Annotated in this window: 14 protein-coding genes; 8 read left to right on the forward strand and 6 right to left on the reverse strand. The window is 66.0% G+C overall.

Going from position 1 to position 14,352, the window contains the following annotated elements; all coding sequences use genetic code 11:
- Positions 1–79: 79 nt before the first annotated feature.
- The 8 genes from NOF53_RS06530 (at position 80) to NOF53_RS06560 (ending at position 7,377) form a co-directional block, all read left to right on the forward strand.
- Positions 80–262, forward strand: a complete 183-nt coding sequence (locus NOF53_RS06530; protein WP_305086569.1) for a hypothetical protein — start codon at positions 80–82, stop codon at positions 260–262.
- A 125-nt stretch (positions 263–387) separates the two neighbouring features.
- On the forward strand, positions 388–477 hold the full coding sequence (locus NOF53_RS27905; protein ID WP_317746273.1) for an Ms4533A family Cys-rich leader peptide: 90 nt from the start codon (positions 388–390) through the stop codon (positions 475–477).
- 169 nt (positions 478–646) lie between these two features.
- Positions 647–1,678, forward strand: a complete 1,032-nt coding sequence (locus NOF53_RS06535) for a sulfate ABC transporter substrate-binding protein (protein ID WP_255966518.1) — start codon at positions 647–649, stop codon at positions 1,676–1,678.
- A 55-nt stretch (positions 1,679–1,733) separates the two neighbouring features.
- The gene (gene cysT, locus NOF53_RS06540; protein ID WP_374212579.1) at positions 1,734–2,573 is read left to right on the forward strand and encodes a sulfate ABC transporter permease subunit CysT; all 840 of its coding nucleotides are present in this window, start codon (positions 1,734–1,736) and stop codon (positions 2,571–2,573) included.
- Positions 2,570–3,376, forward strand: coding sequence for a sulfate ABC transporter permease subunit CysW (gene cysW / locus NOF53_RS06545; protein WP_255966524.1), 807 nt, complete (start codon positions 2,570–2,572; stop codon positions 3,374–3,376). The genes cysT and cysW overlap by 4 nt, the downstream gene beginning before the upstream one ends.
- Positions 3,373–4,386 (forward strand): sulfate/molybdate ABC transporter ATP-binding protein, encoded by a 1,014-nt coding sequence (locus NOF53_RS06550; RefSeq protein ID WP_255966525.1) that lies wholly within the window; start codon positions 3,373–3,375, stop codon positions 4,384–4,386. The genes cysW and NOF53_RS06550 overlap by 4 nt, the downstream gene beginning before the upstream one ends.
- Positions 4,387–4,441: 55 nt before the next feature.
- Complete coding sequence (locus NOF53_RS06555; protein ID WP_255966526.1) at positions 4,442–5,824, forward strand: sulfatase family protein; 1,383 nt, start codon at positions 4,442–4,444, stop codon at positions 5,822–5,824.
- 62 nt (positions 5,825–5,886) lie between these two features.
- Entirely contained in the window at positions 5,887–7,377 is a 1,491-nt protein-coding gene (locus NOF53_RS06560; protein ID WP_255966528.1) for a UDP-N-acetylmuramoyl-L-alanyl-D-glutamate--2,6-diaminopimelate ligase, read from the forward strand.
- 33 nt (positions 7,378–7,410) lie between these two features.
- Here NOF53_RS06560 and cysC read toward each other — a convergent pair whose 3' ends face one another.
- From cysC to NOF53_RS06590, 6 genes are all read right to left on the reverse strand, one after another.
- The gene (gene cysC / locus NOF53_RS06565) at positions 7,411–9,288 is read right to left on the reverse strand and encodes an adenylyl-sulfate kinase (RefSeq protein ID WP_255966530.1); all 1,878 of its coding nucleotides are present in this window, start codon (positions 9,286–9,288) and stop codon (positions 7,411–7,413) included.
- Entirely contained in the window at positions 9,288–10,229 is a 942-nt protein-coding gene (gene cysD, locus NOF53_RS06570; RefSeq protein ID WP_255966532.1) for a sulfate adenylyltransferase subunit CysD, read from the reverse strand. Before cysD ends, cysC begins: the two co-directional genes overlap by 1 nt.
- Positions 10,226–11,032: a trehalose 2-sulfotransferase gene (gene stf0, locus NOF53_RS06575; RefSeq protein WP_255966534.1), complete on the reverse strand. Its 807-nt coding sequence runs from the start codon at positions 11,030–11,032 to the stop codon at positions 10,226–10,228. The genes cysD and stf0 overlap by 4 nt, the downstream gene beginning before the upstream one ends.
- Before the next feature lie 237 nt (positions 11,033–11,269).
- Complete coding sequence (locus NOF53_RS06580; protein WP_255966536.1) at positions 11,270–12,160, reverse strand: universal stress protein; 891 nt, start codon at positions 12,158–12,160, stop codon at positions 11,270–11,272.
- A gap of 112 nt (positions 12,161–12,272) precedes the next feature.
- A complete protein-coding gene (locus NOF53_RS06585) occupies positions 12,273–13,028 on the reverse strand; it encodes a sirohydrochlorin chelatase (RefSeq protein WP_255966537.1) in 756 nt (251 codons plus the stop codon).
- Positions 13,029–13,033: 5 nt separating this feature from the next.
- Positions 13,034–14,350, reverse strand: a complete 1,317-nt coding sequence (locus tag NOF53_RS06590) for a sulfate adenylyltransferase subunit 1 (RefSeq protein WP_255966539.1) — start codon at positions 14,348–14,350, stop codon at positions 13,034–13,036.
- Positions 14,351–14,352: the final 2 nt, after the last annotated feature.

The following is a 14,352-nucleotide window of genomic DNA, read 5'->3' on the forward strand; positions in this document are numbered from 1 at the left end:
TCATCGACCGCCTTCGTCGTGCCGTCCACCTGTGCGGCCTCCCGTCACCGGCGGGCGATAGGGTGGTGCGGTGGAATTGATGGCGAGTTGGTGGGACGGCTTCGAGCTGTGGATCGCCGGGCTTCCGTTCGTTCCCCAGGTCGCTCTCGTGCTGCTGGTCATGGTGCCGGTCTGCCGCGGCGTCGCATGGCTGCTCGATCGAGCACTGGCCGCAGTCTTCGTCCTGCTCAGGCGGGATGTTCCCACAGTGGAGGAACCCTGATGCCGCGCTCCCGCGTCACACTCGCCCTGCTCGCGCTCATCGTTCTCGTCGTCGTCGCCTGGCTGCTCACCCGATAGCGCGGTTCGATTCGAGAGGCTGGTTCAGCCTCTGCTACAGTCCACGGCGTGTCTGAAGCCGCCGTACACCAGGTCCGCCATGAATTGGCGTTGATCGCTGTCGGCATGCTTGCAGTCGCCGACATCGACTGTTGTTGATTCTTTCCCCGGACCCAGCGGTCGGCGCACTTCCCTGCATCGAGCAGTTTCGCTGCCGATGTCGCACCGCCTCTTTCCGTAGCGTTCCCGGCAGGTGCCGATGGGTCCGTTCCCTCTCCCTTCATTTCGCACCACTCCTCTGTGAACAGTTCCCAGGAAGGTTTCTCCCATGAAACGCCGTTCTCGTAGTCTTCTCACGGCCCTCGTGACGCTCGGAGCTGTGGCACTGACCGCGTGCAGCGGCGGTGCGAGCGACACCGTCGGCAGCGAAGCGGTGGGTGCCGACGGCAGTGCCGGCACCATCAACCTCTTCGCGTACGCCGTGCCCAAGCCCGGCTACGACAAGCTGTTTCCCGCGTTCAACGCCACCGAAGAAGGCAAGAACGTCGCATTCCAGCCGTCGTACGGCGCGTCCGGTGACCAGTCCCGCAAGGTCAAGGACGGGGCCGAGGCCGACTTCGTGAACTTTTCCGTCGAACCCGACATCACCAGGCTCGTCGACGCCGGCCTGGTCGACAAGAGCTGGAACCAGGACGCCTACAACGGAATCCCCTTCGGTTCGGTGGTCACGATCGTCGTCCGCGAGGGCAACCCGAAGAACATCCGCGACTGGGACGACTTGTTGCGTCCGGACGTCGAGGTGGTGACTCCCAACCCGTTCAGCTCCGGATCCGCGAAGTGGAATCTGCTCGCCCCCTACGCCGCCAAGAGCAACGGCGGCCAGGACCCGACCGCCGGTCTCGCCTACATCACCTCGCTGGTCAATGACCACGTGAAGATTCAGCCGAAGTCGGGTCGCGAAGCGTCGGAGGCGTTCCTGCAGGGCACCGGTGACGTGCTGCTCAGCTACGAGAACGAGGCCCTGTTCATCGAGGGCAACGGTGACCCCGTCGAGCACGTGACCCCGCCGACCACGTTCAAGATCGAGAACCCGGTCGCGGTGCTGTCGAACAGCAAGAACTTGGAGAAGGTCAACGCGTTCAAGGACTTCCTGTACACCCCCGACGCCCAGAAGCTGTGGGCGGAGGCCGGATTCCGTCCCGTGGATCCCGCGGTGGCCACGGAGTTCGCCGACAAGTTCCCCCAGCCGGTGAAGCTGTGGACCATTGCCGATCTCGGCGGCTGGTCGAAGGTCGACTCCGAGGTGTTCGCCAAGGACACCGGGTCGATCGCCGTGATCTACGACAACGCGACCAGGTAACACCGACGTGAGCGACGCACCGACGACGACGGCGGCGGGCGGGACCGGCACCACGGTGCCGTCCCCGCCCGATCGCCGCCCCCGTAAGAAACTCGTCCAGGTCACCGGCGCGGTCGGACCGTTGGGCATCGGTGTCGCGACACTGTGGCTGAGCATCATCGTGGTGCTTCCCCTCGCGGCGTTGACCGTGGCGTCGTTCGGCGATGGCGTCGGCGGCTTCGTCGACGCCATCACCAGTCCGGTCGCGTTGGCATCGCTGCGGGTCACCGTTCTGGTCTCGATCGTGGTGGCCGTGATCAACGTGGTGATGGGCACGCTGATCGCCTGGGTGCTCGTCCGCGACGAATTTCCCGGTCAACGGATCGTCAACGCGCTGATCGATCTTCCGTTCGCGCTCCCGACAATCGTGGCCAGCATCGTGCTACTGGCTCTCTACGGTCCGGAGAGCCCCATTCACGTCTATCTCAACGCGACGCAGCCCGGCCTGATCGTGGCACTGGCATTCGTGACGCTGCCCTTCGTGGTGCGGTCGGTGCAGCCGGTACTCATCGAGCTGGACCGGGAAGTGGAGGAGGCCGCGGCCTCGCTCGGTGCGGACAACGTGACGATCTTCCGCCGAGTGGTACTGCCGACCCTCACACCTGCGATCATCAGCGGCGCCGGGCTGGCGTTCGCCCGCGCGATAGGCGAGTACGGGTCGGTGGTGCTCATCGGCGGCAACATTCCGCGTGAGACCCAGATGGCATCGCAGTACATTCAACAGCAGATCGAAATCGATCGGCCTGCCGCTGCGGCGGCCGTGTCGGTGGCACTGCTGGCCATCGCGTTTGTGACGTTGTTCGTTCTCCGGCTTTTCGCGAGCCGTGGCCAGCGTCGTGAGGAGCAGGCGGAATGAAGCTGTCGGGATCCACCCGGATTACTCTGCGCACCGTCGCGCTGCTCTACCTGTTCGGCCTTCTGCTCGTGCCGATCGCGATCATCCTCTTCCGGACGTTCGAGCGAGGCATCGGTGCGTTCGTCGACTCGATCTCCACCCCGGCCGCGATCTCGGCGCTCAACCTCTCGTTGCTGATCGTCGCCATCGTAGTGCCGATCAACGTGGTGTTCGGAATCGTGACCGCGCTCGCTCTCGTGCGGGGACGATTCCCGGGCCGAGGTCTGGTGCAGGCGGTGGTGGATCTGCCGTTCGCCGTGTCCCCGATTGTCGTGGGTGTGTCGCTGATCTTGCTGTGGGGTACCAACGGCTGGTTCGGGGGGATCGAATCGCTCGGGTTCAAGGTCATCTTCGGACTGCCCGGAATGGTGATCGCCACGTTGTTCGTGACGCTTCCTTTCGTGGTACGCGAGGTGGAGCCCGTGCTGCACGAGATCGGGGAGGAACAGGAACAGGCGGCCGCGACGCTCGGGGCGAGCAAGTGGCAGACCTTCTGGTTGATCACCCTCCCCGCCATCCGATGGGGTCTTACGTACGGGGTGATTCTCACCATCGCCCGCTCGTTGGGCGAGTTCGGCGCCGTCATCATGGTGTCGTCCGGGTTCCCCGGAGTCTCGCAGACCCTGACACTGCTGGTGCATTCGCGGTACATCGACGACCACAACACCTTCGGGGCATATTCGGCGGCCACCCTGTTGATGGGCATTGCCGTACTCAGCCTGCTTCTGATGACTCTGCTCGACCGTAAGAGGAGCACCACATGATTACCGTGACCGGCGCGCGCAAGAACTACGGATCGTTCGCTGCCCTCGACGACGTAACCATCGACATCCCCTCGGGTTCGCTCACTGCGCTCCTCGGTCCGAGTGGTTCCGGCAAGTCGACACTGCTGCGCTCCATCGCCGGCCTGGAGGCACTCGACTCAGGCACGGTGGTGATCGGCGGGAAAGATGTCACGAACGTCTCGCCGCAGAAACGTGACATCGGATTCGTGTTCCAGCACTATGCGGCGTTCAAGCACATGACCGTGCGCGACAACGTCGCGTTCGGACTCAAGATTCGTAAGAGGCCGAAGCCGGAGATCGACAAGAAGGTCAACGAGCTCCTCGGAATCGTCGGGCTCGACGGGTTCCAGCACCGATACCCCGCTCAGCTGTCCGGCGGGCAGCGGCAGCGCATGGCACTGGCCCGGGCCTTGGCTGTCGATCCCCAGGTGCTGCTCCTCGACGAGCCGTTCGGTGCCCTCGACGCCAAGGTGCGGACCGACCTGCGCACCTGGCTGCGCCGGCTCCACGACGAGGTGCACGTGACCACCGTCCTCGTCACCCACGATCAGGAGGAGGCGCTCGACGTCGCCGACCGGATCGCCGTCCTCAACAAGGGCCGCATCGAGCAGATCGGTGAACCGGCAGATCTTTACGACCGTCCGGCCAACGATTTCGTGATGTCGTTCCTCGGTTCGGTGGCCAAACTCAACGGCCAGCTGGTCCGTCCTCACGACATCCGGCTCGGCCGCGACCCCGATATGGCACTTGCCCAGAAAGCGGGAACCGCGGAATCGCTCGGGGTGACGCGGGCCACCGTCGAACGGGTGGTCCATCTCGGGTTCGAGGTGCGGGTGGACCTGCGCAACGAGGCGACCGGTGAGCGTTTCTCGGCGCAGGTGACGCGCGGTGACAGTGCGGCGCTGCATCTGCAGGAGGGTGAAACGGTGTACGCGCGGGCCACCCGGGCGCCGGAGCTTCCGGAGGCGGAAATCCCGGTGTCTCTATAGCCCGGTGTCTTTATAACCCGGTGTCTCTGTATTCCGAGCCGACGAGGAGGCGACTGTGACAACTCCGGCAGTGCCCGTAACACGCGACAACGTGCTGATCGTGCACTGGCACGATCTCGGCAGGCATCTGGGTTGTTACGGTGCGTCCGGTGTTCGGAGTCCGAACCTCGACCGGCTCGCCGCGGAGGGGGTGCGGCTGACGGACGCGCACGCAGTGGCACCCCTGTGCTCCCCATCGCGGGGCGCATTGTTTTCGGGCCGGTACCCGCACAGCAACGGACTCGTCGGACTCGCCCATCACGGATGGCAGTATCACGACGACGTGCAGACGTTGCCGACTCTTCTGTCGAACGCCGGGTGGTACACGGCCCTGTTCGGCATGCAGCACGAGACGGCGTACCCGAAGCGGCTCGGTTACCACGAGTACGACGTGACGAATTCGTACTGCGACTACGTCACCGATCGTGCGTCCGGGTGGTTGTCCCGATTCCCGCCACAGCCGTTCCTGTTGACGGCTGGATTCTTCGAGACGCACCGCCCGTACCCGGCGGACCGCTACCGGCCGGCCGACCCGGAGAGCTTCACAGTGCCGTCGTACCTGCCGGACCGGCCGCAGGTGCGCGAAGACCTCGCCGGGTTTCACGGGTCGATCGAGGTGGCAGACGCGGCCGTCGGACGGCTGCTGCACACGCTGGAGGCCGAGGGCCTCGACGACAGCACGTGGGTCGTGTTCTTCACCGACCACGGCGAAGCGTTCCCCCGGGCGAAGTCGACCCTGTATGCACCGGGTACCGGGATCGCGACGATCATCCGTCCACCGCGCCGGTTGCGCGCGGCGCCCCGTGTCTATGACGGATTGTTCAGTGGTGTGGACCTGGTGCCCACCCTCCTCGACCTGCTCGGTGTGCCGGTGCCCGCGGCGGTGGAGGGCGTCTCCCACGCCGAACAGTTACTGGGCGCGTCGAACGACCATGCGCGCGAGCTGGTGTTCACCGAGAAGACCTTCCACGACACGTTCGACCCGATCCGCGCTGTGCGTTCGAAGCAGTACAGCTACATCGAGAACTATGCACCTCGGCCCATTCTCGACCTTCCGCTCGACATCCAGAACAGCCTGTCCGGCGAGGCGATGGGAACCGAGCACCTCGGGCCACGTCCGAGCAGGGAACTCTACGACCTCGCTGCCGATCCCGACGAACGCGTCAACGTCGCCGACACCGAATCCTTCGCCGGCATCCAGGCCGAGTTGTCGCTCGAGCTTCACGCGTGGCGACGGGCCACCGGCGACGCCATTCCGAGCGATGAGGAGGGCACCGCCTACGCCCGAACCGCAATGGAGAAGTATCTCGCCAAACTGGACCGCACGCCCGATGTGCGGTCGGCGTACAGCGCGGAGCGCGGCATCCTCGACGAACCGCGGAACAACACCGGCACCTGACATGCCGCATCGATGATCCGGTTCAGCCCTCGCACGGCCCGCTGCAGTGGTGCACTGAGAGCGTGAGTATCGACTGCCCGTCCCGTCCGCCCACATCTCTGTGCGAGGTGCTGCGCCGCTTCGGCGGGGCGGCAGTGCTCTTCGGGACCGGCGAGGAAGTCGTGACGGGTATCAGTCAGGACTCGCGTCTCGTCCGGCCGGGTGACCTCTATGCGGCGCTGCCAGGCCAGCGCTGGCACGGCGCCGCGTTCGCTGCCGAAGCCGTCTCGCGTGGTGCGGTCGCGATGCTGAGTGACCGCCCGTCGGAACTCCTGCCGACCATCGTTGTGGACGATCCGCGGTGTGCTGTAGGGCCGCTCGCTTCCGCGATCTACGGAAATCCGTCCGGCGCTCTCGACGTCTACGGCGTGACGGGAACGAACGGCAAGACCAGCACCGCATATCTACTCGAGGCAGGTTTGCGCGGTGCCGGAATTACCGCCGGACGGATTACCGGCATCACTGTGCAGGGACGCCGCGGTTCGCGGGACGCTGTCCGGACCACTCCCGAGGCCTCCGAACTCCACCAGACTCTCGCCGCATTCCGGGACCAGGGTGTCTCCGCCGTGGCGATGGAGGTCTCCAGCCACGGGCTCGCGCTGCATCGCGTCGACGGAACGTCATTCGGCGTAGCCGTGTTCACCAATCTGGCACGGGACCATCTCGATTTCCACAAAGACATGAATTCCTATTTTGCCGCGAAGGCCAGGTTGTTCAGCGCCGAGCGTTGTGCGACTGCGGCAATCGGCATCGACGACGAATTCGGTCGCCGACTCGCCGCCGACGTGTCCGTGCCCCGTCTCACCTTCTCCTCGAGGTCTGCGGAGGCAGACATCTATGGCGACGACGTGCACGCCGACGAGGGTGGAACTTCCTTCAGGCTGCACGGCCCGTCCGGGACGACCACGATTCGACTCCGGCTACTGGGAGCCCATCAGGTGGACAACGCACTTGCCGCCGTCACGGCCCTGACTGTGCGTGGGGTCGACCTAGACGGCGCGATCGCCGGAATCGAGCGCCTCGACACCGTGCCGGGTCGTCTCGAAGCGATCGACGCCGGCCAGCCCTTCCTCGCCTTCGTCGACTACATGCACAACACGGGAGGTCAGCGGCGGTTGTTCCCGTATCTTCGCTCCCTGACCCGGGGCAAGGTTATTGTCGTCATCGGGGCGACGGGCAATCGTGATCCGGGTAAGCGTGCCCCGCTGGGGACGACCGCGGCCGAGCTCGCCGACATCGTCGTCGTCACAGACGAAAGCCCGTTCTCGGAAGATGCCGAGGTGCTGCGGAACGACGTCGCAGGAGCGGCGCGGAGGGTGAAGACGGCTGAGGTACTCGTCGTCCCCGAACGCGGCGAAGCCATCGCGACCGCGGTCACGCTGGCTGCACCCGGTGACGTCGTCGTCGTAGCGGGTCGCGGTTCCGACGCCGTGCAGGATTTCGGCCGGGTCCGGCGGCCTTTCGATGATCGCGTCGCCCTTCACGACGCCGTACTCCGGTCCGCGAGGGCGTGAGCAGACTCGGCATCGTGACCTCGCGGGCGCCGCCTACCGGGTCTCGTGTCGGGCCAGTACGGCAAGGATGCGCTGTACGAGCTCGTCGAGATCGGCACCCGTGGTATCGAACGCGAGGTCCGGATCATCCGGCACCTCATAAGGCGCGTCCACACCCGTGAGGCCGCGCAGCTCGCCGGCCCGCGCGCGAGCATAGAGGCCCTTCGGATCTCGTCGTTCGCATTCCCCTACCGGCGTGCTCACGTGAACCTCGAGGAACGGCAGTCCCGCCGCCTCGTTGAGGGCCCTCGCGATGGTGCGATCCGACCGAAGTGGAGACACCATCGAGGCGATGGCGACCACCCCGGCGTCGGCGAACAATCGGGTGAGGTGTCCGACTCGCCGGATATTCTCGGCGCGGTCCCCCGGGCTGAACCCCAGATCGTCGGAGATTCCGTGCCGCACATTGTCGCCGTCGAGCAGATACGCCGTCCGCCCCGCATCGACGAGCGTCCGTTCGAGAGCCACAGCCACCGTCGACTTCCCCGAGGCGGGAAGCCCGGTGAGCCAAATGGTCGCGCCGCGCTGACCTGTCGCCGCCCACCGACGGCCACGGTCGAGAGAGGAAGGGTGCCAGGTGATATCGCGCCTCGTCTGCGCTCCCGGGACCACTTCCCGGGAATCGAGGACCGTGCCCGCGCCGATCGTGTCGTTACTGTTCTCGTCGATGACGATGAACGCGCCGGCATCCCGGTTTGCCGCATACGTGTCGGCGAGGATCACAGTGCTGGTGCGCAGCGTTATCCGGCCGATGTCGTTGAGAGCGAGTTCGGCGGGGGAGTCGTGTTCGTCGAGGGTTTCCGGGTCCAGTCGAGTGTGCAACGCCTGCACCGTGGCACGTACGGTGCGGGACGTGTGCTTCACGGCGATGCGATCGCCGGCACGCAAAGGAGTTTCACCGAGCCAGCACACCGTCGCGTCGATCTCTCGCGCCGGCACCGGCGCCGAGGCATCGGCGTGGGCACTGACGATGAGGTCTCCCCGTGCGACGTCGATGTCGTCGGCAAGTTCGAGCGACACCGACAGGGGTGCGACGGCGACGGAGCGTTCGGGGTCCAGCGTGTCGAGGGCGGTCACCGTGCTTCGTGCGCCCGCCGGCAACACCACGACTTCGTCGCCGACAGTGAGGGTGCCGGCCGACAGTCGGCCGGTGTAGCGGCGTCGGCGGCCTTGCGCCGGGCGCGCAACCCACTGAACGGGCAAGCGCAGCTGAGCGGAGTTAGCTGATGGGGCAGCAAGTTCCACACTTTCGAGGTACTCGAGCAGAGTCGGACCTCCGTACCACGCAGTGGTGGTGGAGCGGTGCACGACGTTGTCGCCCAGCGTCGCCGATACTGGGATCACGGCAAGGTCCGCGGCACCCAGATGTCCGGCAAGTTCGCGTAGGTCGGCCTCGACCTCCCGGAAGCGTGCCTCCTCGAAACCCACCAGATCGATCTTGTTCACGACTGCCACCACATGGGGCACTGCGAGCAGTTCGGCGATGCGTGCGTGCCTCCGGGTTTGGCGGAGCACACCGGTTCGGGCGTCGACCAGCAACATCGCGACGTGCGCGTTGGACGTCCCGGTGAACATGTTGCGGGTGTACCGCTCGTGCCCGGGTGTGTCCGCGAGTACGAAACTGCGGGTGGCGGTCGAGAAGAAGCGGTATGCGACGTCAATCGTGATGCCCTGCTCCCGTTCTGCCCGTAGGCCGTCGGACAGGGCGGCCAGGTCCGCGTTCCCATTTTCGTCGGTCACCGCGTCAAGGTGATCGAGAGGCAGGCTTCCGGTGTCATGAAGGAGCCGGCCGATCAGCGTGCTTTTCCCGTCGTCGACACTGCCTGCAGTCGCGAGTCTCAGGAGTTGGCGCGGCGGTGTGGTGATGGTCATCAGAAGTAGCCCTCACGCTTTCGGTCTTCCATTGCAGCAGCCGACGTTCTGTCGTCGGCTCGGGTCTGGCCGCGTTCGGAGACGGTGGCGGCCATGATCTCTTTGATCACCCCGGCGACGTCGTCGGCCTCGGAGGGAACGGCGCCCGTGATGGTGAGGTCGCCGACCGTCCGATAGCGAACTCGGAGTTCCTGCACCACCTCGCCAGGTGCGGGCTGCGTGTGCTCCGACACGCCCAGCAGGATGCCGTCGCGTTCGAACACCTTCCGGTGGTGCGCGAAATAGATCGACGGCAGCTGCAGATTCTCGAGTTCGATGTATCGCCAGATGTCGAGTTCCGTCCAATTACTCAGTGGGAACACGCGCACCTGTTCGCTTCGGCGGATTCTCCCGTTGTAGAGCGACCACGGCTCGGGGCGTTGCGCACGCGGATCCCATTGGCCGAACTCGTCTCGGAAACTGAGCACTCGCTCCTTCGCGCGGGCGCGTTCCTCGTCCCGCCGGGCGCCACCGAACGCGGCGTCGAACCGGTGCTGTTCCAGCGCGTCGAGCAGGGTGCGCGTTTGCAGCCGGTTCCGTGATCCGCTCGGCCCGCCGGTCTCGGTCACTCGGCCACTATCGATCGAGTCCTGCACGGACGCGACGAGGAGCGAGTGCCCGCCCTCGGCGAGTCGCCGGTCGCGGAACTCGAGCACTTCCGGGAAATTGTGGCCGGTGTCGACGTGAAGCACGGGGAACGGAACAGGTGACGGACGGAACGCTTTCTCCGCGAGGCGAAGCAGAACGATCGAGTCCTTGCCGGCCGAGAAGAGCAGCACCGGCCGTTCCAGTTCGGCCACGACCTCGCGAATGATGTGCACGGCTTCTGCCTCGAGTGCGCGCAGTTCCTCGACCGGGGCGACTGTGGATCCGGAATCCGCAACTGTGAAGCCATGGGTCATAACGGGTACCCCTTCTCTGTTGCTTCGGCGCGATAACGCTGCGCCCATTCGCGGGAGCGGCCGTCGCTCTGGCGTTTCAGTGGCGGCGGGGGTGCCAAATCCGGATCCAACCCCAGCGCCAGAAGGACTTTGGCAGTGGTCGCCTGCGGATCGGCCACCAGGTCGGTGAAGCTGACTTCGAGGGGAGAGCGGTCTTCCGCCGCCGCAAACCACTCGCGCCAGCCGCGCTCCTGATCACGCAGAATGCCCGCGAGATGCGCAATGCCTTCCGCGCTGTACTCGGCGCCGTCGTTCGGTGCCGGTGGAGTCGCGTCGTCGCGCCAGACCTGGGTCTGGACGGCCCGCCACATCGACACCGCCTGATCGACGACATCGGGCCGGTACACGTGAATGAAAGTGATGTCCGTGCCGAGAACGTCGTCGAGGGCGGACCGGAGATCGGCGCCGGAACGGTGGGGTAACCCCGCCGCGCGATCGAGCAGCAGGGACACCTGGTTCCACATGAGCTTTCCGCCCCACACCCCGTTGGGGGTGCGCCCGAGGCTGAGTAGTTGATCGCGCCACTGCTCGGCCGTGCGGGTGTCCTCGACCCCCGGTTCCAGCGGCGCGAGGAGTGAGAGCACCGCTTCGTCGGTGACACCCTCGAACCACTGCCGCGGTTGCGGTGACCGGCTGGTGGACGGCAAATACTGGAAAAACTCTTCAGGATTGCCAGCCACCGTGGTGGCGCGAAGTGACTCGACGAGCAAAGTGCTGCCACTACGCTGCGACGCGCAGACAAGGTACGACTGGGGCTCCGGCATGCCGGGAACTATAAGCGCGAAATGGGGTGTCGCAATCGGTGGCGCATTTGATTTTGCGTGATGAAAACACTTGCCTTTTCTGCACGCTGTGCATGGTGTGTTGTGGCAGTGCTGTCAACCAAAAAGGCGCAGCTCAGGAGCATGTCGGATTGCTGGATGCGACGCCGGATTCCGCCGCAGAATTGGTTCTGTACTACGTCAATATTAATCAGCCTGATCGCAAGTGCCTGCGTGCGCTCAGCCTTTTCGGCAGACCAATACCGGGCAACGTGCGTGGTGGATCAAACTCTGACTGGTGGAGCCGATGAACGACGCGGTGAAGGGGCTGCGCCCGTGACTGCCGACGGCGATCAACTGCGCCCCGAACGAGTATTCGAGGAGTACCTTCATCGGCCCGCCCCGCTCGAGGCACCGCGTGACCTCCACGTCGGGATACCGCTCGCACCACCCGGCAAGGCTCTCTGCGAGCCACGCCTCCTCGTGCTGTACGAGATCGGTCCAGTCCGTGAAACGCCTCGCCTCCGAGTACCACGCGCCGAAGGTGGAATGCTCCGCCCAGGTGTGCACGGCGACCAGGGGGGCACCGAAGAAGGACGCGAACTCGAAGGCGTGGGCCACCGCCATATCGCTCAGTTCGCTGCCGTCCACACCCACTACGATCGGGCGATTGCCGATGACGTCGTGTCCCTGGATCCCGCGCCACACGACGACCGGGCATTCGGCGCGATTCGACACCCGCACGACGTCGGAACCGGCGTACACCGATTTCATCTCACTCGTGGCTGCGGGACCGAGGACGATCATGCGCGCTGTGCGGGACAGGTCGATCAACGCGCGGGCCGGAGGTCCTTCGACGAGGCTCCGCTCGATCTCCACGTCGCGCTGGGCTTCACGCAGCACCCGTTCCGCTGCCTCGAGGAGCGCGCCCGCTTCGGAGCGGAGGTCGTGCCCGGAGTCATCCGTAGACGTACGGCCGCGCGACTCGGGATGCTTGGGCAACACGTGGACCAGGCGCAGCGGCTCCTCGAAGCGCCGCGCTGCGGACGCCGCCCAGTGCGCCGCCTCCACTGCGCCGTCCGATCCGTCGATGCCCGCCACGATTCCGTGCCGGATGATCTCAGTAGCCATGGTGGACTCCCTCGCCTCTGTTTCAGTTTGATCCAGAACGACGGCGGTGCGCCAGAGGTGAAGGAATGTGACGCGAGGGGTTGATGCCGGTTTGGTGCCGGCCGGCGGGTGCTCAGGCGGACAAGACAGTGCACGTCCGCGGCTCGGTGCGCGTGTCCGAATACCGATCGAGCATGACGTCGAGCAGCCGGGAGTGCGGTCCGATGGTGGCGGAGTAGGTGATGTCGCCTGCGCAGGACTCGGCTGCACGGCTCAGCCGATCGGTGAGCAGTCCGGGGGCGAGGAACCACGGCGCGATCACGATGCGCGACGCGCCTGACGCGTAAAGATGCGCGATCGCCTGCTGCACCGTCGGTTCAGCTGAAGTGGCGAAACAGGTGACAGCGCCGGACCACCGGGTGCCGGCGAGAAGTGCGTCGGCCAGCCCCCGGGTTCGGTCGTTCGCTGCCGGGTCCGAGGAGCCGACTGCCGCAAGGACCACCCCGAGGCCGGACTCGGCGGTGGAGCCGCCGGCCTCGACGATGCGGTCGCGGACGGCACCGAGGAGCCGGGGATCGTGCCCGAGTACGTCGGCCTGACGGACGTCGAGACGAGGGTGCCGTCGCCGGGCGGCGTCGAGAAGTGCGGGAAGGTCGACCCGGGCATGGAAGGCACTGCCGAGCAACATCGGCACGACCACCGCCGAGGAATGCCCCTCGGCGGCGACCGCGTCGATCACCTGATCGACGGACGGCGCAGTGAGGTCGAGAAAGCACAGACGGACGTCGAGGTCCGGATGCCGCTCGCGCAGCGCCGACACGGCAGCCGTCACCACCCGCGCACTGCGGGGGTCGCGACTGCCGTGTGCGACAGCGATCAGCGGCGTCATTGCACTCAGACGCGCTCGCCGAGCTCCACCGAGGCGATGGCGTCTCCGACGAGTCCTGCGGCGAGCGTGTTGCCGCCGGCCGGATCGATCAGCAGGAAGCTGCCGGTGTGGCGGTTCACCGTGTAGTCGTCCGCGACGATCGGTTCGGCGACGCGCACCGAGATCTTCCCGATCTCGTTGAGCTCCAACGACTCCGGGCTGGGCTCGGAGGTGAGTTCCTGCTCGTTGAGGCGCTCGACCAGGGTGCCGACGATGGCCTGGGTGGTGCGGGTGCCGTGCTTGAGGAGTAGGCGCGCACCGGGACGCAGCGGCTTCTCGGCCAACCAGCACACGGTGGCATCGAACTCACCGAGCGGTTCCGGTGCGTCCGCGGGCGAGGCGATGACGTCGCCACGCGAGACGTCGACGTCGTCGGCGAGAACGAGAGTGACGCTCCGGCCTGCGTGTGCGCTGTCGAGTTCACCGTCCGCGGTATCGATCCGGGTCACCGTGGTGCGCACACCGGACGGCAGGATCACCACCTCGTCCCCGGGCTCCACCGCACCTGCCGCGACCTGCCCGGCGTATCCGCGGTAATCCGGGAATTCGGGGGTGCGGGGTCGGATCACGTACTGGACCGGGAAACGGAGACCGACCCGGTGCGGTTCGGCGTCCACCGGCACGGACTCGAGGTGCTCGATCAGGGTGGGACCGTCGTAGTACGGCGTGTTGTCCGATCGGACCGCGACGTTGTCGCCGTGCAGTGCCGACACGGGAATCTCGAGGACGTCCTCGGACGCCCAGCCGAGGGAACTGGTCAGCGAGTTGAACTCGGCCGAGATCTCGGCGAACACACTGGCCGGATCCTCGACGAGGTCGATCTTGTTGACCGCGAGCACCAGCTTGGGAACCCCGAGCAGAGCCAGAACGGCAGCGTGCTTACGGGTCTGCGAGATCACACCCTTACGGGCGTCGACCAGCAGAATCACCAGCTGCGCGGTGGACGCGCCCGACACGGTGTTGCGGGTGTACTGCACATGCCCGGGGGTGTCGGCCAGCACGAAGGACCGGCGCGGGGTGGCGAAGTACCGGTAGGCGACGTCGATGGTGATGCCCTGCTCGCGTTCGGCGCGCAGACCATCCACCAGCAGCGACAGGTCCGGGGTGGACAGACCCTTGTCGACCGAGGCCCGGGTGACGGCATCGATCTGGTCTGCGAGTACCGACTTCGTGTCGTACAACAGTCGACCGACGAGGGTGGATTTGCCGTCGTCGACGCTGCCCGCGGTAGCGAGGCGGAGAAGCTGCGTACTGGGCAGGCTCCGCTCGTGAAGGTCGCTCATGA

Source organism: Rhodococcus tibetensis, assembly GCF_024438035.1.
GTDB lineage: Bacteria > Actinomycetota > Actinomycetes > Mycobacteriales > Mycobacteriaceae > Rhodococcus_F > Rhodococcus_F tibetensis.